The sequence below is a fragment of the Bacillus sp. Bwzl_19 genome, assembly GCF_054900515.1.
This window is the reverse complement of the sequence record NZ_CM142729.1, coordinates 1660566-1685770: the sequence shown is the minus strand read 5'-3', so window position 1 is coordinate 1685770 and position 25205 is coordinate 1660566. Positions and strand designations below refer to the sequence as shown.

At 46.1% G+C, this 25205-nt stretch carries 26 protein-coding genes and 3 pseudogenes; all 29 read right to left on the bottom strand.

Annotation, left to right across the window (positions count from 1 at the left end; all coding sequences use genetic code 11):
- Positions 1 to 67 precede the first annotated feature (67 nt).
- Complete coding sequence (locus ACW5MY_RS08910; RefSeq protein ID WP_013352281.1) at positions 68 to 541, bottom strand: DUF6115 domain-containing protein; 474 nt, start codon at positions 539 to 541, stop codon at positions 68 to 70.
- 27 nt (positions 542 to 568) lie between these two features.
- A pseudogene (sigD, locus tag ACW5MY_RS08905) lies at positions 569 to 1332 on the bottom strand (RNA polymerase sigma-28 factor SigD).
- Positions 1333 to 1358: 26 nt separating this feature from the next.
- On the bottom strand, positions 1359 to 1859 hold the full coding sequence (cheD, locus tag ACW5MY_RS08900) for a chemoreceptor glutamine deamidase CheD (protein ID WP_013352280.1): 501 nt from the start codon (positions 1857 to 1859) through the stop codon (positions 1359 to 1361).
- Positions 1856 to 2485 (bottom strand): CheY-P phosphatase CheC, encoded by a 630-nt coding sequence (gene cheC, locus ACW5MY_RS08895; RefSeq protein WP_013352279.1) that lies wholly within the window; start codon positions 2483 to 2485, stop codon positions 1856 to 1858. Before cheC ends, cheD begins: the two co-directional genes overlap by 4 nt.
- A 15-nt stretch (positions 2486 to 2500) precedes the next feature.
- On the bottom strand, positions 2501 to 2974 hold the full coding sequence (gene cheW / locus ACW5MY_RS08890) for a chemotaxis protein CheW (RefSeq protein ID WP_013352278.1): 474 nt from the start codon (positions 2972 to 2974) through the stop codon (positions 2501 to 2503).
- Positions 2975 to 2996: 22 nt separating this feature from the next.
- Positions 2997 to 5015 (bottom strand): chemotaxis protein CheA, encoded by a 2019-nt coding sequence (cheA, locus tag ACW5MY_RS08885; RefSeq protein ID WP_014470396.1) that lies wholly within the window; start codon positions 5013 to 5015, stop codon positions 2997 to 2999.
- A gap of 5 nt (positions 5016 to 5020) precedes the next feature.
- Positions 5021 to 6087 (bottom strand): annotated as a pseudogene (locus tag ACW5MY_RS08880) (protein-glutamate methylesterase/protein-glutamine glutaminase).
- The gene (locus tag ACW5MY_RS08875; RefSeq protein ID WP_013352275.1) at positions 6084 to 6977 is read right to left on the bottom strand and encodes a MinD/ParA family protein; all 894 of its coding nucleotides are present in this window, start codon (positions 6975 to 6977) and stop codon (positions 6084 to 6086) included. The pseudogene ACW5MY_RS08880 and the gene ACW5MY_RS08875 overlap by 4 nt, the downstream one beginning before the upstream one ends.
- Positions 6974 to 8065, bottom strand: coding sequence for a flagellar biosynthesis protein FlhF (gene flhF, locus ACW5MY_RS08870; protein WP_013352274.1), 1092 nt, complete (start codon positions 8063 to 8065; stop codon positions 6974 to 6976). The genes ACW5MY_RS08875 and flhF overlap by 4 nt, the downstream gene beginning before the upstream one ends.
- Positions 8065 to 10098 (bottom strand): flagellar biosynthesis protein FlhA, encoded by a 2034-nt coding sequence (gene flhA, locus ACW5MY_RS08865; protein WP_014470398.1) that lies wholly within the window; start codon positions 10096 to 10098, stop codon positions 8065 to 8067. The genes flhF and flhA overlap by 1 nt, the downstream gene beginning before the upstream one ends.
- A 33-nt stretch (positions 10099 to 10131) precedes the next feature.
- A complete protein-coding gene (gene flhB, locus ACW5MY_RS08860) occupies positions 10132 to 11211 on the bottom strand; it encodes a flagellar biosynthesis protein FlhB (protein WP_289394459.1) in 1080 nt (359 codons plus the stop codon).
- On the bottom strand, positions 11211 to 11990 hold the full coding sequence (fliR, locus tag ACW5MY_RS08855; protein WP_013352271.1) for a flagellar biosynthetic protein FliR: 780 nt from the start codon (positions 11988 to 11990) through the stop codon (positions 11211 to 11213). The genes flhB and fliR overlap by 1 nt, the downstream gene beginning before the upstream one ends.
- 6 nt (positions 11991 to 11996) lie before the next feature.
- The gene (gene fliQ / locus ACW5MY_RS08850; RefSeq protein WP_013352270.1) at positions 11997 to 12266 is read right to left on the bottom strand and encodes a flagellar biosynthesis protein FliQ; all 270 of its coding nucleotides are present in this window, start codon (positions 12264 to 12266) and stop codon (positions 11997 to 11999) included.
- Between the two features lie 14 nt (positions 12267 to 12280).
- Complete coding sequence (gene fliP, locus ACW5MY_RS08845) at positions 12281 to 12946, bottom strand: flagellar type III secretion system pore protein FliP (RefSeq protein WP_462061857.1); 666 nt, start codon at positions 12944 to 12946, stop codon at positions 12281 to 12283.
- A complete protein-coding gene (fliZ, locus tag ACW5MY_RS08840) occupies positions 12939 to 13592 on the bottom strand; it encodes a flagella biosynthesis regulatory protein FliZ (protein WP_013352268.1) in 654 nt (217 codons plus the stop codon). Before fliZ ends, fliP begins: the two co-directional genes overlap by 8 nt.
- Positions 13593 to 13606: 14 nt before the next feature.
- Entirely contained in the window at positions 13607 to 13969 is a 363-nt protein-coding gene (cheY, locus tag ACW5MY_RS08835) for a chemotaxis protein CheY (protein ID WP_003154238.1), read from the bottom strand.
- Positions 13970 to 13995: 26 nt separating this feature from the next.
- Positions 13996 to 15129, bottom strand: coding sequence for a flagellar motor switch phosphatase FliY (gene fliY, locus ACW5MY_RS08830; protein ID WP_013352267.1), 1134 nt, complete (start codon positions 15127 to 15129; stop codon positions 13996 to 13998).
- A pseudogene (fliM, locus tag ACW5MY_RS08825) lies at positions 15119 to 16116 on the bottom strand (flagellar motor switch protein FliM). The gene fliY and the pseudogene fliM overlap by 11 nt, the downstream one beginning before the upstream one ends.
- A 33-nt stretch (positions 16117 to 16149) precedes the next feature.
- On the bottom strand, positions 16150 to 16569 hold the full coding sequence (gene fliL, locus ACW5MY_RS08820; RefSeq protein WP_013352265.1) for a flagellar basal body-associated protein FliL: 420 nt from the start codon (positions 16567 to 16569) through the stop codon (positions 16150 to 16152).
- Complete coding sequence (swrD, locus tag ACW5MY_RS08815; RefSeq protein ID WP_013352264.1) at positions 16566 to 16781, bottom strand: swarming motility protein SwrD; 216 nt, start codon at positions 16779 to 16781, stop codon at positions 16566 to 16568. Before swrD ends, fliL begins: the two co-directional genes overlap by 4 nt.
- 39 nt (positions 16782 to 16820) lie before the next feature.
- Complete coding sequence (gene flgG, locus ACW5MY_RS08810; protein ID WP_013352263.1) at positions 16821 to 17597, bottom strand: flagellar basal body rod protein FlgG; 777 nt, start codon at positions 17595 to 17597, stop codon at positions 16821 to 16823.
- A 24-nt stretch (positions 17598 to 17621) separates the two neighbouring features.
- Positions 17622 to 18053, bottom strand: coding sequence for a flagellar hook assembly protein FlgD (gene flgD, locus ACW5MY_RS08805; RefSeq protein WP_013352262.1), 432 nt, complete (start codon positions 18051 to 18053; stop codon positions 17622 to 17624).
- On the bottom strand, positions 18054 to 19397 hold the full coding sequence (locus ACW5MY_RS08800) for a flagellar hook-length control protein FliK (protein ID WP_014470399.1): 1344 nt from the start codon (positions 19395 to 19397) through the stop codon (positions 18054 to 18056). It abuts the gene before it with no gap.
- Positions 19398 to 19403: 6 nt separating this feature from the next.
- Complete coding sequence (locus ACW5MY_RS08795) at positions 19404 to 20012, bottom strand: MotE family protein (RefSeq protein ID WP_013352260.1); 609 nt, start codon at positions 20010 to 20012, stop codon at positions 19404 to 19406.
- A gap of 11 nt (positions 20013 to 20023) precedes the next feature.
- A complete protein-coding gene (fliJ, locus tag ACW5MY_RS08790; protein ID WP_003154253.1) occupies positions 20024 to 20467 on the bottom strand; it encodes a flagellar export protein FliJ in 444 nt (147 codons plus the stop codon).
- 4 nt (positions 20468 to 20471) lie between these two features.
- Complete coding sequence (fliI, locus tag ACW5MY_RS08785) at positions 20472 to 21788, bottom strand: flagellar protein export ATPase FliI (protein WP_013352258.1); 1317 nt, start codon at positions 21786 to 21788, stop codon at positions 20472 to 20474.
- Positions 21785 to 22540, bottom strand: coding sequence for a flagellar assembly protein FliH (gene fliH, locus ACW5MY_RS08780; RefSeq protein ID WP_013352257.1), 756 nt, complete (start codon positions 22538 to 22540; stop codon positions 21785 to 21787). The genes fliI and fliH overlap by 4 nt, the downstream gene beginning before the upstream one ends.
- A complete protein-coding gene (gene fliG, locus ACW5MY_RS08775; protein ID WP_013352256.1) occupies positions 22533 to 23549 on the bottom strand; it encodes a flagellar motor switch protein FliG in 1017 nt (338 codons plus the stop codon). Before fliG ends, fliH begins: the two co-directional genes overlap by 8 nt.
- A 12-nt stretch (positions 23550 to 23561) precedes the next feature.
- On the bottom strand, positions 23562 to 25172 hold the full coding sequence (gene fliF / locus ACW5MY_RS08770) for a flagellar basal-body MS-ring/collar protein FliF (RefSeq protein WP_013352255.1): 1611 nt from the start codon (positions 25170 to 25172) through the stop codon (positions 23562 to 23564).
- Positions 25173 to 25205 lie beyond the last annotated feature (33 nt).

The following is a 25205-nucleotide window of genomic DNA, read 5'->3' as shown; positions in this document are numbered from 1 at the left end:
TCTGCATAAATCGTTAAGCGTGTGTATTTAACACCAAGACATAATATAACACAGCTTTATGCGACAATCAAGAATCCTTTACAGCTTTGCCGCGAAATTTTAAAAACAGCTCGATTTCGGTCTTTCCGCTCTTCATCCGTCTGGCAATTTCCGCGGGAGTGAGCCCCTGTTCATATAATTCCGAAACACGTTCTTCAAACGAAGGCGCCCCGCTGTTTTCCTCGCTTTCAGCCCGTTCCGTTGCACTGATGAGCTTTTCCATGTGGTCCGGAATATCAGGCTCTTTTTGCGGTTCTGGCCTAGGCCGTGCGTCTTCTGCACCCGGGTCTTGATCAGCCCGGCTTTTTGTATCTTCAAGTCTTTCATTTTCTTCTTTTAATTCAAGCAGAAACGCAGCAAGGGTGTTTTCCGTCTCCTCAAGAATCTTCTTCTGCTGACGCTCCGTCTCCTTGAGGGCTGAAAACCTCGTGTACAGAATAATGACGGCATAAAGCAGTACGCCGTGAAGCACAAAGCTTAAAAGCCATAATAGTGTTGACATGTTTTTCACTCGCTAACCATGAGTTCATTATTGAATTACTTTTTCAAGCAGATGCTTTAATTTAAACAGCGCCTTTGAATGAATCTGCGAAATCCGTGAGGTCGAAAGGTTCAGGACTTGTCCGATTTCGGTCAGAGTCAGTTCTTCTTTATAAAATAAACTGACGACAAGCTGTTCTTTTTCAGAAAGCTCGTGGATTTTGCCTGCAAGCTGGGCGATCAGCTCGTCCTTCATAATTTTTTCTTCCGGCGGCACATTTTTGTCATCTCTGATCATCACTTGAATATTCTCACCGTCATCCTGGTCGTGAAGCTTTTCATCAATTGATAAGAGATTGGCAAAAAAGCCTTCATTCATCGTTGATACTACGTCCTGCTCCGTCATCCCCAGCTCTTCGGCGATCTCTGAAGGCGTCACATTCCGTAGGTAGCGCTGTTCAAGTTTTTCGATCGCCGCTTCGACTTTTTTGTCTTCTCCCGTGAAGTTCTGGGCAGCCAATCTTCTTTACGCAGCCCGTCGATGATTGCACCGCGAATTCTAAACGAGGCATAGGTATCAAACTTTAAATCCCGGCCGGGGTCGAATTTTTCTAGGGCATCGTATAAACCGAGCATACCAAGGCTCATTAGATCGTCTTTATGCACCGATTTCGGCAGTCCGACGGAAATTCTGCCGACATGATATGTGACCAGCGGCATGTAACGGCGCATTAAATCATCACCGGCTTTAGGATCTTTCCACTCTTTCCAGCGCGACCACAGCACCTGATCTTCATAATTCAAGGATTGCATCGTTATCCCCCTACCTCATACCTTTATTAAATCGTTGTTTCACCTTGTTTAACAGTTCGGATGTGCAGCATGCAGGACTTTGGCTCAAATTCAATCGTCCGGCCGCTTGAGCCGCCGGTATCTTCACTGATGACCGGGATGTTATACATTGAAAGCTGCTCTTTGATGGCCGCTACGTTCCTTGGGCCGATTTTCATCAGATCGTTTGTCATTTTGAACTTAAACATCTCCGCTCCCCCGGCGAGTTTTGCTTTCAGGGCAAACTTGCGGCATCCGGCTTTCAAAAGCATGTCAATCGTCGTCTTAACGGCCGTGTCTGCGTATTTTGCACGGTTAAGCTCCGCCGTTTTCGATAAACCGGAGTCCGGCAGCATGACGTGAACAAGTCCTGCCGTTTGTTTGTCTTTATCGTATAAAACCAGCCCCACACATGAACCGAGTCCCGAAGTCCGGATTTTATCCGGGTAACGCGCGACTTGAACATCCGCAATCCCCACTTTAACGACTGCGGCTTCCGCACGGCTCATAAAGCCGCACCCAATGAGACGAAGAGCTTTTCAAAAGAATCATAGTCCGGGAGCATAAACATATGGGCTTTGAGCTCCTGCCGGCTGCCCTGGTCAAAAATAGAAGTATCCACGACAATGGCATGTTCTCCGACTTGGCTGAGCTCCATCAGTCCTTCGCTGATAACCGCGCCGAACATATCAAGCGAGATTTCCGGCACGCTCGGGTAAATCTCAAGCTTCGTCAAATCAGCCAATGCCGTTAAATAGGAACCTGCTAAAATATTGCCGAACTCATGTAAAGCAGAAGAACTCAAATGATCTTCGCCCAACTGGTCAATATCAAAATTCGGATTTCCGATCAGCTCTCTGATAAACTGTTCCGCTTGATGAAAAGGCATGATGAGAAAGATAGAACCGGTCATGTCGCCTTCCATTCTTAAAAAGATACTGGCGACCGGCGTTTCGGCACCGCCGAAAAAATCAGCAAGCTCATCAAATGTCAATAAAGTCGCAAACGGCACTTCCATATCAATCTTTCTGTTCAGCAGCTGAGCCATGGCAGAAGCTGAATGACCAGCCCCGATATTTCCGACTTCCCGCAAAATATCCATCTGCTCTTCTTTGATCGCTTCAAACTTACTCATGTTGTCTTATCCCCTTTAAGCATTCGGTTCTCCGGACGCAGATGCCGAAGCACCTTTATCCAGCACCGCATGCGCATCGATAATATTGAGGAGCCTGTTATCTTGCTTTACGATCTGTTTAATCCACACATCCGCTTCCTTTGTCTGGCTTTCTGGCGCGGATTCAATTTCATTTTCATGCACGGTGATGACGTCATTGGCCTCATCCACGACCCAGCCGACATCGGCGTCACGGTAAGAAATGATTATTATCCGTGTCTCTTCTGTAATGTCCTGTTCAGGCTGATTCAGACGTTTTCTTAAATCAAGAACCGGCGTAATCACCCCGCGCAGGTTGATAACACCGCGGATATAAGATTCCACTCCAGGGACTCTCGTCGGTTTTTGCCACTTTTCAATTGATTTTACCTGGGAAACTGAAATAGCGTATTCTTTTCCGTTTATCATAAACACAATCATTTTTTCACCTGTTTTGATTTCAGCAGTCATGCGGGCACCTCCTCATGTCGTTTTAGTAGATCAGCGCATTGCAATCAATAATCAGCGCCACTTCTCCGTTTCCAAGAATCGTAGCGCCGGAAATCGCAAAGACGTTCGTTAAATAGTCACCGAGTGATTTCAGTACGACTTCCTGCTGGCCGATAAAAGAGTCCACGACAAAAGCAGTAGATTTATCGCCCTTTTTCACGACGATCACATGGAACTGATCCGCATCCTGTTTTGAATCCGTAATGCCGAATTCTTTTTTCAGATAGACGATCGGGACGATCTGCCCTCTGAAATCAATCACTTCTCTGTCATGCGTCTGCAGGATATCTTTCTTATCAATCACAGCAGTCTCTATAATAGAAGAAATCGGAATCGCAAAAGTCTCTTCTTCAAGTTTAATGAGAAGGACGGATATAATTGAAAGTGTCAGCGGAAGCTGAATACTGAAAAGAGAACCTTGGCCTTCCGCGGATTTGACACTGACAGAGCCGCCGAGGGACTCGAGTTTATTTTTCACAACATCCAGGCCGACACCCCGCCCTGAAATGTCAGAAATTTGATCGGCAGTCGAAAAGCCCGGTGCAAAAATAAGCTCGTAAATCTCATTATCTTCAAGCGTTTCAGCATCACGTTCAGTGATTACGTTCCGTTCAAGCGCTTTTTCAAGAATTTTCTTTCTGTTCAGGCCTGCCCCGTCATCTTCAACCTCAATAAAGACATGGTTCCCGCTGTGATACGCTTTAAGCACGACATGACCTGATTCCGGTTTTCCTTTATTCACCCGCACTTCAGGTGATTCAATGCCGTGATCGATGCTGTTTCTGATTAAATGGACAAGCGGATCGCCGATTTCATCAATCACCGTGCGGTCCAGCTCCGTTTCAGCACCGATGATGGACAATTCAATTTTCTTGTTTAATTCCTTTTGAAGCTGGCGGATCATTCTCGGGAAACGGTTAAAGACGGTTTCTACCGGCACCATCCGCATATTAAGAATAATAGACTGAAGGTCCCCGGAGATTCTTGTCAGGCGTTCAACGGTTTCAGTCAGTTCATTGTGATCAAGCTCTTTGGCGATCTGCTCAAGGCGTCCGCGGTCAATGACAAGTTCTTCAAAAAGGTTCATCGAAGAATCCAGTCTCTCAATGTTGACACGAATCGTTTTCGATCCGCTGTGGTGCTTCGGCTGTTCTTCCGCTTTCGCTTGCGGCTTTGGCTGTTTCTCGGCTGTTTTAGCCGGAACTTCTTTCACCGGTTCAGGCGCTTGCGGTTTTTCAGCCGTTTTTAACGGCGCGCCGACAGAAAGCTCGACCTTCTCCACTTCTGAAATGCCGCTGATAAGCTCTTTAATTTCTTCAGCAGGCTGCTTCGTCAGGAAACACACCTGAAAATCCGTTCCGAAATCTTCCGTCTCAAGCACTTCCGCGGCAGGTATCGTTTTTGCGACTTCACCGGCTTCATTCAGCTTTTCAAAGATCATATACACGCGGACGGCTTTGAGCATGCAGTTTTCATTCAGGGAAACCGTTATTTCATAGCGGCTGAACCCCTGCTCTTCTGCCTCTTCAATGACAGTCCGTTCGAACTCATCATAATTCCATTCAGCTGAAGCCTGTTGCGTTGAGCCCGGCGGCTCTGCCGTTTCAGCTGAAGCGGCAGTCTCATGCACCGCGTTTACGTCGAGCTTCGCGCTCACTTCAGAAATGTCGCGCTTGCCGTCTCCTCCGTCAATAATGGACTGCACCATCTCTTCAAGATGATCAAGCGCTTCAAACAGCACATCCAGCCAGTCTGATGTAACCGGCATTTCTCCGTTGCGGATTGCGTCCAGCACATTTTCCATCAGGTGGGTTAAATGCGCCAGATCTGTATATCCCATCGTTGCGCTCATGCCTTTCAGCGTATGGGCGGCTCTGAAGATGTCATGCACAATCTGAAGGTCTGACGGATCTTTTTCCAACAGCAGCAGCTTTTCGTTACATGTCTGTAAGTGCTCTTTACTTTCATCAATAAAGACATCTAAATATTGATTCATATCCAATTGATTCACACCCTCTCTTTTTTCACACATCCGGTGATGGATGCCGCGATTTCTTCCACATGTTTAATCTCATGAATGAGGCCCGCTTTGATCGCTGACTTCGGCATTCCGAACACAACACAGGATTCGTCGGATTCCGCAATCGTTTTTACGCCGCCTGTTCTGAGCATTTCTTTGACGCCTTCGGTTCCGTCACTGCCCATGCCGGTCATAATGACGGCTACCTTTTCATAATCGGACAATCGGCTTGCCGAACGAAACAAATAATCGGCTGACGGTTTATGCCGGCTTTCCGTATCATGAACGTCTAGAATGATGCGGAGTCTTCCGCCGTCCTCTGCAACCGTCATATTCTTTCCGCCGGGCGCGATGTACACCCATCCGTCTTTAGCCTCTTCACCGTTTTCCGCTTCCTTCACCTGAATGTCCGACAAATGGTTCAGCCTGTCTGCAAGTGAAGCGGTAAAGCCTTCAGGCATGTGCTGCACGACAAATACAGGCGCTTTTAAATCCTTCGGCAGCTTCGGAATCACCTTTTGCAGAGCCCGCGGTCCGCCTGTAGAAGTCGCAATGAATACGGCCTGCTTAGCGGATTTTGCTTTCGGCCTTTCAAATCCCGCCGCAGCCGGACGTTCCGGGGTGAGAGGCTCTTTTACTGCCGCCTCAGTTTTTTTGCGCGGGACAGTCCGGCGGCAATCACCCTTTCAATCAGCTGTTCTTTAATTTTATAAAGATCAAGTGAAATCGCTCCGGAAGGCTTGGTGATAAAATCAAAAGCGCCCATTTCCAAACAGTTGATCGTCCGGTCTTTTCCTTGCTGCGTCTGGCTCGATACCATGATTACGGGAAGTTTATATATGCTGATGATTTTCCGCAATGTATCCGTTCCGTTCATGACCGGCATTTCAATATCAAGCGTGACAACATCCGGCTTAAGAAGCTCTATTTTTTTCAGCGCCTCTTCTCCGTTTCTGGCTGTCCCGATGACTTCTATCTGCCCTTCCGCAGCCAGAAAATCGGTAATCATCTTTCTCATAAAAGCTGAGTCATCAACGACAAGCACACGAATCACTGTAAAGTCCTCCTCATTAAAAAAGAAGATAATCTCTCAATAAATGCCGGTTTCTCTTCTCTTGGTTTGTTTTCTTCCGTTTGAAACAAGACATCCGTCAAAAGACGGACGGACCTGCTGGCTTTTGCTTGAGGACTTTTTATTAAAAAAGGCACCTGGTCAATGACAGCTTGACTTACTAGCGGATCATCGGGTATGGAGCCGGCGAAACGCACCTCCGCGCCTAAAAACGTATGAATCGCGTGAGAAAGGCGGGTGTACGTGTCCAGCGCATGTTTTTGGGCGCGGGCGCGATTGACGGCAATATTTACGGTCAGCCGCTCATCCGCGAGAAAGAGATGTTTGATCGCGCTGTAGGCATCCATAATTGCCGTCGGCTCAGGCGTTGTCACGGCGAGAATATCTTCCGCCGATAAAATAAACGGCAGCTGTTCTTTTGAAAGTCCCGCTCCCATATCAAACAGGACGTAATCAAAATCGCTTAATACAGCGGAAAGACCGTTCATAAAAGCCGACCACTTCTCTCTGTCAGCTTGATAAATCGCCTCAAGCCCTGTTCCTCCGGATATGTAGCGAAGGCCTTTCGGACCGGAGGACAGTGAATGAGCGAGCGCATACCGATTCTCCATCACATCAATAATGGTGCGGGAAGAAGCAGCGCCGATCAGCACATCAATGTTGCCCATTCCGATGTCAAGATCAATGATGAGTGCTTTTTTCCCTTTTTCCTGCAGGGCAACTGCCATGTTTAATGTTAAATTAGATTTTCCGACGCCGCCTTTACCGCTGATGACGGCCAATGTCTTCGCTTTTTTTTCATAAAGCTCCGGCTTGATCAATTGCCGCTGCCTCATTTTCCTTCTTAATGACTCTGCCTGATCGGGTTTCATGTCAAAAGCATCCTTACAAACTCTTTTGGTGAAACCGAAAGGATGTCTTCAGGCACATCCTGTCCATTTGTCAGATAGGCCGCGCCGATTCTTGATTCCGACAGCAGTTGAAACACGGAACCGAGCGAGGCGGTTTCATCCGCTTTCGTAAAAATGAATTGATTGACCGGCACACCGGAAAACTGTTTCAGCACCTGTTTCATATCTTCATATTTTGCAGATGCCGATAATACGAGAAAGGATTGTAAACCTGAGTCAAACGGAATCATCTCTTGTAATTCCGTAATATACTGCTCTTCTTTGAAATTTCTTCCGGCTGTATCAATGAAAACATGGTCATATTCAGCGAATTTTTCCTGCGCCTTCAGACATTCTTCTTTTGAATAACATACTTCAAGAGGAGCCTGAAGCAGCTCAGCATACGTCTTCAGCTGTTCAACCGCGGCAATACGGTACGTATCCGTCGTCATAAATGCAATTTTTTTATGCTCTGTCAGCATTGATGAGGCTGCGAGTTTTGCAAGTGTAGTCGTTTTGCCGGCTCCGGTTGAACCGAAAAGCACGACATATTTTGATTGAATTCCTTCCTGCCACCTGTCTGCTGAAGGGAGTTTTTTCACTAACAAATCCTGCAGTTTCGAGTTGACATTTTCATCAGTTAAATCGCCGGAAGCAATTGAAGAACGGAGCAATTCACTCAGCACGGCGTTTTGCGTATGATCAGGAAGCCCGGCTTGCTTCAATAGTCTCTCGGCTTTTTTTAATGGTTCAGGGAGCACCTCTTTGTAATGTGCCAGATCGTCTGAAGTACTGTGATCAGAAAGACGCGGCGGCTGAACGGGCTCAGCTTTCTCCGCCTTTTCCGTCTTTTTCATTTCTTCACCGGCAGCAGGCGGAGTTTTTCTCGCTTCCCTGACGTCACGATCTAAAACGGCTATCACTTCAACGGCTTGCTGTGACCGCAGCCCCAGCCATTTTCGTTTCTTTACTTGTTTTGAATGTAAAATAACGGCATCGTTACCGAGTTCCTTTTTGATTTGCTTCGCGGCATCCTGCATTGAAGCGGCTGTAAATTTTTTTATCTTCATTAAATATCCACCACTCCAATGCTCTGTACTTCAACGTTTGCTTCCAGCTCATTATAAGAAAGAACCGGCAGATCAGGGAAATAGCGTTCTAACAGCTGTTTTACATACATTCTGACAGCGGGCGAGCAAAGAAGAATTGCCGTCTCCTGCCGGATGGAAAGCTGCTCGGCCTCTTTAGCGACAGAACGGATGATACTGTCTGAAACCTCGGGATCGAGCGACAAGTAATTGCCTTGTTCAGTCTGCTGAACCCCGTCTGCAATTGCTTTTTCCACCCGGCCTGAGCATGTCATGACTTTTAGCGTTTCATGCTCTCTCGCATATTGAGCCGTGATTTGTTTGGCAAGCGACTGTCTCGCGTATTCTGTCAAAAGGTCTGAATCTGTTGTTAATCTTCCGTAATCGGCAAGTGTTTCAAAAATGGTCACCAAGTTTCTGATTGAAACTTTTTCTCTCAGCAATTTGGCAAGCACCTTTTGAATATCGCCGACAGAAAGAGGGTTTGGCGTGACTTCCTCAACAAGCACAGGATAATTTTCCTTCAGATGATCGATCAGCTGCTTTGTTTCCTGTCTGCCGACCAGTTCATGGGCATGCTGCTTAATCTTTTCTGTAATATGCGTGGATACGACAGACGCCGGATCAACAACGGTATACCCCAGCATGTCCGCTTCATCCTTCGCTGCTTCACTGATCCATTTTGCGGGCAGTCCGAACGACGGCTCAATCGTTTCAATTCCTTCAATGACATCATCTTCAGGCGTAGGCGACATCGCTAAGTAATGATCAAGCAGAAGCTCTCCTTTAGCGACTTCGTTGCCTTTAATTTTCAATCTGTATTCATTCGGCTGAAGCGCGATGTTATCTCTGATGCGCACAACCGGAATGACAAGCCCCAATTCAAGCGCAAGCTGACGTCTGATCATGACGATGCGGTCAAGAAGATCACCGCCCTGCCCTGCGTCTGCAAGCGGCACAAGCCCGTATCCGAACTCAAATTCAATCGGATCAATATGTAGAAGCTGTACAACGCTTTCCGGGCTTTTCAGTTCATCCGCCTGAGCCTCTTCTTCAAGAATTTCTTCCTCTTCTTCGCTCGGCTTATCCGTTTTGGACAGCGTGTAGGCGCCGAATGCAAGCAGGCCGGCAATCGGCCCCGTCAGCAGAATGCCGATCGGTGTAAGAAGACCAAGCAAAAGAACAGTTCCCGCGGCTACATACAAGAGCTTCGGATAAGCGAACAGCTGGCCTGTAATATCATGACCGAGGTTTCCTTCAGATGCCGCTCTCGTCACGACAATCCCCGTAGCCGTAGAAATGAGCAAGGCCGGCATTTGAGAAACGATACCGTCACCGACCGTCAGCATTGTAAAGTGAGAAGCAGCTTCTTGTATGCTCATCCCCTGCTGCAGCATGCCGATTACGATCCCGAAAATAATATTGATCATCACGATGATGATACCCGCGATGGCATCCCCTTTGACGAATTTGCTCGCACCGTCCATGGCACCGTAAAAATCCGCTTCCCGGGCGACTTTTTCACGTCTGTGCTTTGCGTCCTGCTCCGTAATCATGCCGGCGTTTAAATCCGCGTCAATACTCATTTGTTTTCCGGGCATCGCATCGAGCGTAAATCTCGCCGCGACTTCCGATACCCTCTCGGCGCCTTTTGTAATGACGATAAACTGAATAATAATCAAGATAATGAAGACAACAAGCCCTACCAGCACATTTCCGCCGACAACGAAATTCCCGAATGTCTCAACAACCTTTCCCCCTTCTCCATGAGAAAGAATCGAACGTGTCGTCGACACATTGAGCGCAAGGCGAAAAAGCGTCAATAACAGCAGCAATGACGGGAAGATCGAGAATTGCAGCGGTTCTTGCATATTCATTGTGGTGAGAAGCACGATCAACGCAAGAGAGATATTAATGATGATCAAAATACTTAACAACCATGGAGGGAATGGAATCACCAGCATTGCCACAATGAGGACAACACTTATTAAAACCGATAAATCTCTTGTTGACATGCTGTTTTTCTCTCCTTTTGAATCTGAAATTCACTATACTTTTTGTTTCGTTTTATATACATAAGCCAAAATTTCCGCAATGACTTTGAAAAACTCTTCCGGCACGGCCTGGTCAATGTCAACCTGATCATATAACGCACGCGCGAGCGGCCTGTTTTCTATCGTCATGACATCGTGCTCTCTGGCGATCTGCCTGATTTTTAATGCGAGATGATCGACCCCTTTAGCAACAATGTAGGGGGCGTCCATTTTCTTTTCATCATATTTTAAAGCAATCGCATAGTGGGTCGGGTTGGTAATGATGACGTCGGCTTTCGGCACTTCCTGCATCATTCGCCTCATTGCCATTTCCCGCTGCTTCTGCTTAATTTTGGACTTGATAATCGGATCACCCTCCGATTTTTTATATTCATCTTTTATATCCTGCTTTGACATTCTGATATTTTTCTCATAGTCAAAACGCTGGTATAAGTAATCAAGCCCGGCCAGCAGCATTAAAGCCCCCGAGCCCGCAAGCCCCATCCAAAGAGTGAGTTTAGAAACGAAAGTGAGCACTTCCGCAGGCGTTAAAAGCGGAAGGCGGAGAATATCGCCATAATGCAGCCAGAGCACCATAAAAGCGGCAAAACCGACCACGGTAATCTTCAAAATCGATTTGACCAGTTCAACTATCGCCCTCATGCTGTAAATCCGCTTAAATCCTTTCAAGGGACTGAGCTTGTTCAGGTCAGGCTTGAGGACTTCCGCGGAAAACAGAAAACCGACCTGCATGTAATTGGACACGATTCCTGCCAAAAGTGCGACCAGCATAATCGGCGCAAGGATGAGGCTGATATCTTTCACTGTATCCACGAAAAGCTCATGCACGTTAGATTCAGACAATTCTAATGCTATCGATTTCGTATAAAACGTTTTAATAAAGGACAGCAGCCTGTCCCGCATATAAGGTCCGAGCGCGATCAGCGAAAGAAAGATAATCAGTAAAGAAACGGCTGTATTTACATCCGTACTTTTCGCGACCTGTCCTTTCTTTCTTGTATCCTTCCGTTTTTTCGGGGTGGCTTTTTCCGTTTTTTCACCGGCAAAGAATTGCAGATTCAGTCTGAGTCTCATCATGTCACACCGACCAATGCCAATAGATTCCGCATTGTTTCAACGGTAAGGCTGAAGATATTGCGGACGATGACAAACATCACCGCCATACAAACGATCAGCATAATAAAGCTCACAGCTATTTTCAGGGGAAGCCCGACCACGAAAACGTTCAGCTGCGGCACTGTTCGCGCCACAATGCCGAGCGCCAAATCAACTAAAAACAGACTGGCCACAACCGGCGCAGACATTTGAAAAGCGATAATGAACATGGCATTGAAGCTTTTTGCGATAAAAAGTCCAAAGCGATCATTTCCAAACGACGGAAATGCCTGATCAAGCGGGATATACTGAAAGCTGTAATAAATCCCGTCCAATAAAAGATAATGGGCGTTTACACTGAGCATAAATAACAGCGCCAGCGTATAAACGAATTGGCCGATCAGCGGGCTTTGCGTGCCTGATTGCGGATCAATTACATTGGCGATGGAAAAGCCCATTTGAAAATCAATAAAGGAACCCGCTATCTGGATCGCTGCCATCATCATGAAAGCAATCAGCCCAAGGCTCAAGCCCACAACGGCCTCTTTTATGACAAGCAGCATATACTGTTCCCCTATGTCAATTGCCGGCGCATGTTTCAGTGTGCTGAAGCAGATCACCGAAAGAAAAAAAGCAAAGCCGATTCGGTGAACCGCCGGCAGATTCCGGTGCCCGAACACCGGCACCGTTACAAAAAAAGCAGAAATTCTGATAAAAACCAATAAAAAAGCGGGAAATAAATCAATGATGGAATTCATTTGATTCTACCCTGCAAATCGGTTCAGATGAGAGAACAGATCAGTTGTAAACGAAAGAATCGTCGACAGCATCCAAGGACCGAAAAAGATCAGTCCGAGCATCACCGCCACGATTTTCGGAATGAACGCAAGCGTCTGTTCCTGGATTTGAGTTGTCGCTTGAAAGATACTGACGAGCAAACCGACGATCAGCGCGATCGCAAGTAACGGCCCGCAGATCATAAGTGTTACATATACGGCTTTTTCCGCCATGGAAATTACAAATTCTGAACTCACAATTAGCACCTACCCTAAAAGCTGTCAAGCAAAGATTTCACGATTAAATACCATCCATCGACCAAAACGAAAAGCAATATTTTAAAGGGCAGAGAGATCATAACCGGCGGAAGCATCATCATTCCCATTGACATTAAGACGCTCGCCACGACCATATCGATAATTAAAAACGGAATAAAAATCAGAAAGCCCATTTGAAAAGCGGTTTTGAGTTCTGAGATCGCATAAGCGGGCACCATCGTCGTCAAAGGAATATCCTGAATCGATTCGGGTTTTTTCATTTTGGCATAGTTCATAAACAGCGCCAGATCCTTCTGCCTTGTATGCTTGCTCATATACTCTTTAATCGGTTTCTCGGCTTTTGTATATGCTTCATCGAGACTGATTTTGTTGTCCATCAACGGCGTTAAGGCATCCTTATTAATCTCTGAAAAAGTCGGAGCCATGATAAAAAACGTCAAGAACAGCGCAAGACCGATTAAAACCTGATTCGGAGGCATGTTCTGCGTCGCCAGTGAAGTTCTCACAAAGGACAGGACGATGACGATTCTCGTAAAGCAGGTCATCAAAATCAGAATCCCCGGCGCCACTGAAAAGACAGTCAAAAGCAGCAGTAATTTAACAGTGGAGCTGACTTCGGTCGGACTGCTTGAATTAAAAAGATTAATGAATTCATTCATGATGATACGGGCCTTTCTTCTTTCCTTCAGAACGGCTTTGTTTCAGCTCGTTCAGCTGTTCTTTCAGCGCTTTTGAAAACGACGGAAGCATCGTTTGCGGCTTCTTTTCTCCATCCTTACGCGGATTTACGAGTTTGGTCCATTCCACTTTTGAGGACATCGCCTCTTCGTATTGGCTCAGAATCGCCTCGCGCTCTTTTTCATCTTCAATTTCTTTTAAAAGCTGTATCGTCTCGCCGACACCGACTACGAGAACGCTGTTTCCCACTTTAATCAGCTGCACGGAGCGGTTTTGGCCGACTGACGTTCCGCCGATATTTTCTACGTATTGAAACGGCTTCAGAAGGCGGTTTCTTTTATTCATCAGTTTGACAACTCCGTAGATCAGCAGAATGACAAATAATAACGCCCCAATCATCTTTACAAAATCAAAAGCGGAGACAGAAGATGCAGAAGCATCCCCTATCTCTTGATCAGCCGTTTGTTTCGATGTATCGCTTTTTTTCTCTGTTTTGTTTGTTGATTGTTTGTCAAACCATTCGTTGACAGTGGAATTGTCAGACTCCGCTGCAAAAGCAGGGAACGGATGTACATTGAGTAAAACGAAACAACAAATCAAAGCTAGTAAACCATGACTCTTTTTCAACAGTCGTACACCCTTTAGCTTAATGTTTTATTAATGGCTTCAAGCACGCGGTCTGCTTGGAATGGCTTCACGATAAAGTCTTTTGCGCCGGCTTGAATCGCGTCAATAACCATTGACTGCTGCCCCATAGCCGAACACATGATGATTTTCGCCTGCGGATCGATTTGTTTAATTTCCTTTAATGCGGTAATCCCGTCCATTTCAGGCATTGTAATATCCATTGTCACAAGGTCGGGTGAATGCTCTTTGAATTTTTCGACTGCCTGTGCTCCGTCCGAAGCTTCAGCTACAACGTCAAAACCGTTCTTCACTAAAATATCCTTGATCATCATTCTCATAAATGCTGCATCGTCTACAATTAAAATTCTGTGTGCCATAATCTGTTTCTCTCCTCTATGTTCGCTTATTTTAAATTGTTAAGGCGGTCTGCCTGACTTAAAATATCAGTGACTCTCACGCCGAAGTTTTCTTCTATGACAACGACCTCGCCCTTTGCTACGATCCGCTGATTGACCAGAATGTCAACGGGTTCACCCGCCAGCTTATCAAGTTCAATAATGCTTCCCGCAGAAAGTTCCAGGATTTCTTTAACGCTTCTCTTCGTTCTGCCGAGCTCGACCGTAACGGAAAGCGGGATATCCATCAGCATATCAAGGTTATTCCTTGAACCGTGCCCATCCGCTGCGTTTTGATCAAACGCCTGGAACTCCACCGGAGCGACTTGAACAGGAGCGGCTTTTTTAGCAGTTCCCTGTCTCTTCGGAAGCTCGGGTTTTGCCTGCGGCTCCTGCTGAATGGCAGGTTCCGGCTGCGGCGTTTCGTATGTTTCCCGCGGTTCTGATACGGTTTCATCGGCCTCAGGCTGATCTGTATCCATCAGCTCTGCGATCAGATCTTTCGCAAATGTGATCGGATAAAGCTGCATGATGCTCGAATCGATGAGTTCACCGACTTTCAAACGGAATGAAACTTTTACAAGCAGGTCATCCTCAGGTATTCTGTCTGTCCCTTTTTCTTCCGTCACATCCAGAAGTTCAACCCTTGGCGGAGAAATGTCGATCTTTTTACTGAATACGGTCGACATTGACGTAGCAGCCGAGCCCATCATTTGATTCATTGCTTCCTGCACGGCGCTCAGGTGGATCTCACCGAGTGACGGATCGGCGCCTTGGCCGTCCCCCCCGATCATCAAATCCGCGATGATAGCCGCGTCGCTTTGTTCTACGACGAGCAAATTGCTGCCGTCAAATCCTTCTGTGTAGTTCACTTCAATGGCAACATACGGATGAGGAAATTCATCACTGATTTTGCTTTTTGAAATGACGGTCACACTCGGCGTCGTAATGTCCACTTTTTGATTTAAAAGAGTGGACAGCGCCGTAGCCGAGCTGCCGAACGAAATATTCCCGATTTCTCCGATCGCATCACGCTCAAGTTCAGACAAGTTCGCTTCTTGAGGCTGTTCTGTATCCTCTGAGTGACTGCCTGTGCCATTAAGAAGAGCATCGATTTCATCTTGAGATAATCTATTGTTCATCTTGTTCACCTCTTATGTCGTGATCTAAAATTTGCACTGCCTGTCTTCGATTCACCCGGCCGGCCTGCCCTAAAAACTTCGGTTTGTTTCCGACCAATACAGTAAGAGGATCAGTCACTGATTTGTCCAGAGTTATACAGTCCCCGACTTCCAAACTTAAAAATTCTTCTATTGTCAGTTCAGAAGCGCCCAAGAGAGCCACAACGGGAATTTGAGCCGTCATGATGCGCTTTTCAAGCGACTTCGTTTCTTCGGGCTTCGCTTCATTCCGGTCTGATTGCATCCAATAGTGTACGGAAAGCTTAGGGATAATCGGCTCAAGCACGACATGGGGAATACAAAGATTAATGACACCGCTGATTTCACCGATCTGCGTATTGAGAGAAATGACCACGACTGTTTCATTTGGCGAAACCATCTGTACAAACTGAGGATTCACTTCGAATTCAGTCATTTCAGGGTCAATATCAGCATGGATTGCCAAGCTTCTTTGTAGTTGCCCAGTGCATTTTCAAATAAGTTAGAAATAATGTTTGTTTCAATTTCCGTAAGATTGTCAGCTTTGTTATGCGTGATGCCGATGCCTCCCATGACGCGGTCAAGCATGGCGTAGGCGATGGTGGGATTAACCTCCATCATGATTCTGCCTTCCATCGGATGAACATCGAATAAATTCAGGATCGTCATGTTCGGTATGGAGCGGATAAATTCTTCATACGGCACCTGGTCGACTGAGCTGACAGATATATGAATATACGTTCTGAGCTTGGCGGAAAAATGTGTTGTGAGAAGCCTCGCAAAGTTATCATGTATCCGGGTTAAACTTCGTATCTGATCTTTCGAAAACCTGAGCGCCCGTTTAAAATCATATACCTTTACTTTTTTCTCTTTAACTTCCTTTTTCAGCTCTTCCGCATCCGCCTCACCCGTCGAAATGGCGGAAAGCAGTGCGTCTATTTCATTTTGGGAGAGAACTTCTCCTGACATCTTCTTCACCTCCGTATTCTGTCAAATTTGTTTTTATTGCAGATTAAAGGAGGTAATGTACACTTTCTGAACTTTTCCTTCTTGGAGATAGCTGTTTACTTTTTCTTTTAATGATTGTTTAAACGCTTCTCTTCCTTTATCTCCCTCAATCTCTCCGGCGCTTGTATCGGCTAAAATGGAAATAATGTTGTCTTTCACTTGAAAATCGCGTTTTTCAAGTTCTTCCTTCGCTTTAGCCGAGTCGGTCTCAAGTTTGATGCCGATGCGGATGATGCTGTCAGATTTTAGATTTGTCGTGATATCGTCGACAGACACAGTGGCTGCAACGACTTCGTCGATTGTCGGCTTTTTGTCTTTATCGGAATTTCCGCTGACGACAAAATACGCTGCCGTTCCGAGGCCGGCGATGACAATTAAAATAATCAGCATAATGATGACTAATTTTTTCTTCATTCTTCTTCCTCTATTCCCTGATCCAGTGAAAATATTTGTATGCTATGGTAAAACGATATGACTTTTTCGAGAACTGCTTCTTCCGGTTCTTTCACTACGAACTTTTTGCCGTTTGACAGTGTAATCGTCGTGTCGGGGAAGCACTCAATCTGTTCGATAAACAGCGCGTTCAGCGTAAAAGGCTGGCCGTTTAAACGGGTGACTTGAATCATGCTATCCGGAGAAGCGGCCTAGCCGCTTCTCCTCCCTCCTTACCGTTTCAGATTAACCAGCTCCTGAAGGATTTCATCTGAAGTCGTAATGATTTTTGAGTTTGATTGGAAACCGCGCTGTGCAACGATCATTTCGGTGAATTCATCTGTCAGATCAACGTTTGACATTTCAAGATAGCCCGCCAAAAGCTTACCCGTGCCATTTTCGCCCGGAGTGGTAACAGCGCTCGCAGCTCCTGAACTTAACGATTCTCTGTAAAGGTTTCCTCCGATTTTTTCCAGACCGGAGCTGTTAGGGAACGTGACAAGACCGATTTGCCCGGCATTATGAACCGCATCCCCTGCATCAGTGTATGTAACGGTTCCGTCCGCACCGATACTGTAATCTTTCGCATCAGTCGGAATGTTGATTTTGCCGCCGCCGATTTTTTCAAGATAGTATCCGTCAGTTGTAACAAGGTTGCCTTTATTGTCTTTTCCGAAATTCCCTGCCCGTGTGTAAACGATTCCCGAACCTGTATTAATCTGAAAATAGCCGTCTCCGTCAATGGCAAGGTCGCTTTTATTCTGTGTAGCCTGCGGCGCGCCGGTAGAATGAACGACATCAATGGAAGAAGTCGCGGCACCCAAGCCGATTTGTTTTGAATTGGTCACGTTTGAACCGCCGGCGACTGTCTGGCTGATCATATCTTTAAACGTAACGCGGCTTTTCTTAAATCCCACTGTGTTGACATTGGCGATGTTATTGCCGATTACATCTAGTTTTGTCTGAAAGTTTTTCATGCCGCTGATACCGGAATATAATGAACGTAACATGTTAAATTCCCCCTGGGTTTCTTTTTATTTAGATGTTTCGCTGACTGCCGTGACATTCCACGGACTGACCTCTTTGCCGTTTTCAAGCACGAGCATATAATTGCCGTTTGAGTGTTTTACTGAATTGACGGGGCTTGTCTGATCCTTCCCGTCGCTGTCGCTGAATGTGACACTTTTGCCGATCCAGTTCACATACATCGTAAACGGATCTTGATTTTCGACATATTTTGTCATCGTCGTATTCAGGTTCATCATTTGTTCCAATGAAGAAAATGTCGCCATCTGGCTGATGAATTCTTTGTCATCAACCGGATTGAGCGGGTCCTGGTTCTGAACCTGCGTCATTAAGATCTTTAGAAATTCGTCTTTTCCTAAATTCGTGCTGCTGTTCACGGCGGCGGTGCTCTTCGTGCTTGAAGCACCCGCCGCGGCATAATCCGAGTTTACTGATGTCAACTATTCTTCCTCCATTTCATTGAGAGAAAGCTCCTCCAGCATATCTCCGAAATCCCCTGACTGCTGCTGGTTCTTCTGCTCTCTCTGTCCCTGATGCTGCTGTTTATTGTGGTCGGCCGTCTGCCCGTAAACCGGCTGCTGATCCCCGCTTTGAAGCGGGACGGTAAAACGGTCGATCTGGACCGACATATTCGGAAGCGACTGTTTCAGCTGAGGAAGATGCTGTTCCAGCAGCTCTTTCGCAGACTGGCTTGATGCGATGATTTTGCTTTGAAACATCCCGTTTTCGTTTGTCACCTTAATTGTGACAAATCCGAGGTTCTCGGGATTAAGACGAATCGTAAAGCTTCCGGTTGTTTTCCCGAAAGGCGTATATTTCATCTGTTTCCAGCCGCTGATGACCTGTTCCGTTAACGGTTTATTTTCTGCCGGCTGCTGTTCAGCTCCTGCGGACGCTTGCTGAATGCCGGCAATGCTTCTCGTTCCCGAAAACAGGATATGCGCAGACAATTTGCTGTCAGGCGCCTTTACGTGAGAAACTGTGCCGCCGTTTTGCTGATCGGTTTTCCCGGCTGACTCTTGGGACGATTCAGATGATTGAGATAACACAAAAGCTTTCAGCTCAGTTTCAGCCATGTTCCATTCCTTTGTCCCTTTTTGAGAAAGGCCCGCAAGCTGCTCAGTGACGCTTTGAAAGCTCTTCAGCTCAGCGGCCGACATGGAGTAAAGCTTAGATGCAGATTCGTTTTTCGGAAACAGCGTCTGCCGCAGATCTTGAATCACACGGTCCGGTACGCCTTGTTTTTTCAACGCATCTAATAAACGGGTGCCTTCCTGGTAAACTGCCTTTGCCTGTGCGCTGTCCGGCAGCTCCTCTTGATGCGTGAAGAGCCGGGCTACAGCTTCTTGAATGAATAGAAGACCCGTCTCCAGCGCATCGCGGGCGGAATTCTCATCCTTTGCGGAAGAATTCGGCTCATTTTTTTCAGGCTTCACCCCATGCCGTTTGCCGGCTAACATGTCTTGAACAGATTCAGCAAGCTGTTTCAATAAAGGAAGGGCTGTTTCAGTCGTTTGCTTCCCTTCAAGGGCTTTTACCGCCTCAAGCAGCTGTTTCAGCTGCAGTTCTTGATCTTCGGGGCCGGCCTTCAGCCAATCACCGATTTTCGAAAGAGCTTCATTCAGCTTTGCATCACTTGTTTTTGCTTCATCTCCGGGCTGCTGTTGAGAACTGATTTCCGACAGAAGCCAGTTCTGAAATAGGCCTAAGCTGTTTACATTCAACTTCACATTGCTGTTTTGCGCAGTCTGTGTACGATTCCCCGTTATTTCAAGCAGCTTCAACTTACATCACTCCTTATTTCCGTCAGCGGATAGTTTTTCTGTATACTTAGCCGCTTGTTCAGGAGTCAATTTCGTCAAGATGTCAGCAAGCTGCTTTTTACTTAATCCGTTTAAAATATCGAGGGCTTCTTTTTCTTTCAGCTTTACGATAATGCTTGCCGCTTTACCGCTGTCCATACTTTTATAGATGTTGATCATTTTATCTTTTCCGGCTGAATCCGAAGCGGCTTTTTTCGTCTCATCCGTTTTCTGCTGCTGTTCAGCTTCCTGTTTCAGTGAACGGATTTTCTGATTCAGATTGTCGATTTCGGATTTGCTTGTGTCCAAATCTTTATTCAAAATGTTAATTTCACTTTTTTGTTCCTTTATGGTCTTTTCAAGAGAAGCCGTTCTGTCTTCCTTCTGCTTTTCCGCCGCGCTTTTCGTTTCTTTCGTTTCAGGAACCAATTCTTTTAAAACAGGCGTTTTAGCTGCTGTTTCCTGAATCGGTTTCATCACATCTACGCCGGCAGCCCAAAGGACGATGCTTGCGACGATGATCAGAAAAATCAGCGGGATAATGATAAAAAGCAGGATTGAACCGAACTTTCCAGATCCCTTTTCTTTATCGGCCATTTCATTCGCTCCTAATGCCCCTGAATCATAAACTGCTTGATTGAAATATCGTCCATTTCTCTCATTTCTGCAGCTTTGTCTTCAAGTGCGAACATATTAAATTGTTTTTCCCGCATTTTTTCGAATTTCTTTACTTCGATGTTTTTTTCGGTGAGCTGTTCCTGCTTCTCATTCATTTCATTTCGTTTCATGATGACAAGCTTTTGATAATGATAGATGGTGTTCTCAAGATTGGAAACGAATTGCTGATAATGTCTCATTTCCTGAACGCTCATCCCGCATTTCAGCTTTGATTCTTTGTCTTTTTCGAGCAATTCTTTTTTGCTCATATTTTCATATAGTTTTTCAGCTACTGTTTCAAATTCGGAAACCGACTGTCTGTATTCAGTCAATGTTTGGTCTTTTTCATTTTCTTTTAATTCCAGCAGCTTTTGAAATCTGAATTGGTACGCCACGATGTTATTCCTCTTTTCCTGTCAGACTCGTCAATGCCGCAATACTATTTTCCAATTGAGCGGGTTCTTCCGTTCCTTGTTTTAAAAATTGAATAAGCTGCGGATAAAACTGAATCGCTTCATCAATTTCTCTCGATGACCCTCTTTTGTAAGCTCCGATATTAATGAGATCTTCAGAGTTTTGATAAGTTGACAGAAGATCGCGGAATTTGTTGGCCGCCTTTATATGGGCTGGGTCTGAAATATTAGACATGACCCTGCTGATGCTTTTCAGAATATTCACCGCCGGGAACTGCCCTTTGTTGGCAAGCGCCCGATCGAGAACGATGTGTCCGTCTAATATTCCGCGCACCGTATCGGCAATCGGTTCGTTCATATCGTCTCCGTCAACGAGAACGGTATAAAAAGCTGTTATCGTCCCTTGTTCATTCGCACCCGTTCTTTCTAGCAAACGGGGTAAAATAGCGAACACAGAAGGTGTATATCCTTTTGTTGTCGGCGGTTCACCCGCTGCCAGCCCTATTTCCCGCTGGGCCATCGCGACCCTCGTGACGGAGTCCATCATGAACATGACATTCCGGCCTTTATCACGGAAATATTCCGCAATGGCGGTGGCCGTATATGCCGCTTTCAAGCGCATTAATGCGGGCTGATCAGAGGTCGCGACTACGACAATCGAACGTTTCAGGCCTTCTTCACCTAAATCCTTCTCGATAAATTCACGCACCTCGCGCCCCCGTTCGCCGACGAGTGCGATAATGTTTAAATCGGCTTCGGTCTGCTTTGCGATCATGCCCATCAAGGTGCTTTTTCCGACTCCGCTCCCGGCAAAAATTCCGATTCTCTGCCCTTTTCCCACTGTCAGCAGACTGTCAATCGACCTGACACCGACACCCATCTTTTCCCGTATCGGCGGCCGTTTCATCGGGTTTGGCGGCGGCTGTTCCGTCGAAACGGGAGACAAACCTTTCGGAAGCGCCCGGCCGTCAAGCGGTTCGCCGAACGCGTCGACAACTTGTCCGATTAAACCTGCGCCTACTTTGATGCGGAGCGACTCGCCAGTAGCCTCTACTATGCTGCCCGGTGCGATGCTGGCCGCTTCCAGATAAGGCATTAACAGAATGTTTTCATCCTGGAAGCCTACAACCTCAGCTTTAATTGCTTTTTTCGCATGGCCTTTCGGATAAATGAGACAAACATCTCCGATCGAGCTTTCGGGCCCTTTTGATTCAATCATCAGCCCGATGACACGCTTAACCTTGCCATAGCGTTTGTACGGATCGGCTGTTTCAATCGAGTCTATTAAATACTGTGTCTTCATTGCTCCGCTCCCGCCTCAAGCGCCGTTAAAAGCTTTTGTTTTAATTGCATCAGCTGGGTGTCTATACCGGCATCTACCCGACCGAACGGAGTTTCTATCGAGCACGTTCCCCTTGCAGCTTTTTCATCGGCATATAAGCTTAACCTGCATTCTTTGTATAACAGCTGCTGAATTTCGTCCATATGCTGATGAACCGTTTCATAATATTCAGGATCTACATAGATGGAGATGTCATCATAATCTTTCACTTCGGCTATTACCTGTTTGACCAGCAGAAGGAAAGCTTCTTTATCATCGCTTTTTTGCTGCCATACTTTTTTGGCGAGCGCAACGGAAAGCTCAATGATTTCTTCCTCAGCGCTTTCCAGTTTTTCCTCGACTGACTGTCTCGCCATTTCCGTAACCGCATTGGCGCGGCTGATGAGATTTGCGTATTGGGTTTCAGCCTCGGCTTTTCCCAAAGCCATGCCTTCTTGATAACCTTCTGCCTTTGCTTCTTCCATCAGTCTTTGTTTTTCTTCCGCCCAGCGGCTTTTCTCTTCTTCAATCTGCAGAAGAGTATACTCCAATTGATTTTTCGCTTCTTCAGACACCCGGTCGGCTTCGGCCTTGGCAAAAGCCATGAGAGCCTCAGGGTTTTCGGCTTTCTCCAGGTCAAACTGGGGATGCGTATTTCTGACTTCCTGCAAGGAAAGCTTACGACGTTTCTGTTCAGGAGAAAATGATGATTGCTGTTTAATGACATTAGACAATAATATCGTCTCCTCCGCCTCGCGCGATTACAATTTCACCGGCTTCTTCAAGCTTGCGGATGACGCCCACGATTCTTGATTGCGCCTCTTCCACATCACGCAAACGCACAGGCCCCATAATTTCCATTTCCTCTTTAAACGTTTCAACCATACGCTGTGACATATTGCTGAAGACGATCTCCTTGACTTCCTCGCTCGCAACCTTCAATGAAAGCAGAAGGTCGTCGTTTTCAACGTCCCTGATGACGCGCTGAATCGCACGGTTATCAAGGGTGACAATATCTTCAAAGACAAACATCCGTTTTTTGATTTCATCCGCCAATTCAGGATCTTGTATTTCTAATGAATCAAGGATTGTTTTCTCCGTTCCTCTGTCTACGCCGTTTAATACTTCAACAACGGCTTCTATGCCGCCGGTCTGCGTATAATCCTGCGTAAAGGAGGAGGACAGCTTTTGTTCAAGGACCCGCTCCACTTCATTGATGATTTCAGGAGACGTCCTGTCCATAACCGCAATCCTTCTTGCCACCTCAGCCTGAACGTCCGGGTTCAGCTCAGACAAAATTTGTCCGGCCTGCACCGGATCAAGGTAGGATAAAATCAGCGCCATCGTTTGCGGATGTTCCTGCTGAATGAAATTTAAAATCTGTTCGGGCTCCGCTTTTCTCGCAAAGTCAAACGGCTTTACCTGCAAAGAAGAGGTCAGCCTGTTTAAAATGCTTACCGCTTTGTCTTCTCCGAGCGCTTTTTCAAGCACTTGGCGGGCGTAATTTAAACCGCCTTGAGAAATATAGTCCTGAGCGATTGCGATATTATGAAATTCTTCAATGATTTCATCTTTTCTCTGATGATCGACGCTTCTGACTCCCGAAATCTCAAGTGTCAATCTTTCAATTTCTTCTTCAGACAAATGCTTGTAAACAGAGGCTGATACATCAAGACCTAAGGAAATCATGAGGATGGCTGCTTTTTGTTTTCCTGTAAGCTTGTTCTGATCACGTTTCGCCATTTTCCATTCCCCCTAATCCTCGTCCAGCCAGCTTCGAAGCAATTTTGCAAAGTCTTCCGGTTTTTCTTTAGCCATTTTTTCAAGCTGTTTTCGTCTGACTGTTTCTTCCGTTTCATTTTGCTCTTCGTTAATATCAGGCAATCGAACCGGCTCCGGCGGTGTTTCATATTCGTATTCTTCATACTCATCTTCTTGTGAGCGTTTCTTTCTGATGAGAAGAATAATAAGCAGAATAATGGCCGCAAGCAGTACGCCGCCTGTAATGTATACCCAGATCGGGAGACCTGATGAGTTTGCCGACGCAGTATTCGTGCTGACTTTTCCGTCAAACGGCTGAACCGATACGACGATTTTGTTGTTGATATCATTGTTCGTCAGTTTTTGATTTTGCGCCTCATTTTTATCAAGAGACGTTCTGACGACGGTTCCTAAAATCTTTTGAATATCAGCCTGTCTTTGAGCTGTTAAAGACGCGGCATTTTTCGGATTCGGCGGCTCCACCATGACCTGAATGCCTAAATCGCGCACTTTATATGGGCTTTCCGCAATTTCTTTATGAATGCGGTTGACTTCATAGTTGATTTTATTGCTGCTTTTTTCGTAGTCTCCGCTGTTTGAACCGCCGTTGGCCGCTGCATAGTTTGCGGTGTCATTGCTTCCCGTTCCGGCCGTGCCGCCGTTGGCTGCTCCGTCGCCTTTATACGTTTCCGCCACTTTTTCGGCGCTTATCGCTATGCCTTCCATGTTATCTTTATCGACAGGCTCGACGATGTCTTCAGTGCGTTTTTCTTTCGTAAAGTCAATATCAGCCGTAACGGATACAACGACTTTATCCTGCCCCATCATTGTGCCGAGCAGTGACTGAACATGTTTTTGAATGTCCTTTTCGACCTGCGACTTAATACCCTGCTGAGAAGCATAACTGTCAGAAACGGACCCTGCACCGCTGTCACTTTTGTCATAGTATGTAGAGTTTTGGTCCATTATGACGATATTATCTTCTTTTAAGTTCGGGACGCTTTTAGAAACAAGATGGTACAGCCCGTTGATCTGGCTTTGATCAAGTGAGTAGCCCGGTTTTATCTGCAAAACGATCGATGCGGATGCTTCCGGCTGATCTTCACCGACAAACACGGCTTCTTTCGGCATATTGATCATGACTTTCGAGCTTTTAATACCGTCCATTTCATTTATCAGGTTTGACAATTCAGTCTGAGTCGCATCAACCTTTAAAACGTCAAACTCATTATCTGTCAGGCCGAAGCCTGCATTTTTTCCGAAAAACGAATAATCAATTGATCCCGTTTTCGGCAGGCCTTCCGCGGCAAGCTGGACTTTAAGCGAATCCACTTGGCTCTCAGGAACCATAATGACCGTGCCGCCGTCTGCAAGTTCAGAAGACACTTTTTTCGTATCGAGCTCCTCTTTAATCTGCCCCGCTTCTTCCGCGGACAAATCTTTATAAAGAGGCACCATCTTTTCAGACGAAGTAAAAATAATAACGACGATGAGTAAAATTATGAATGCGGCCAAGCCGCTTACCATGAGTATCTTCTGTGTTTTTGATCTGTTATTCCAAAACGCTGACGTTTTGGTTTTCATTTGCATTAGAGTACGATTCATGTTAACCCCCGGTCATTCCAGTCATTCTCTTCA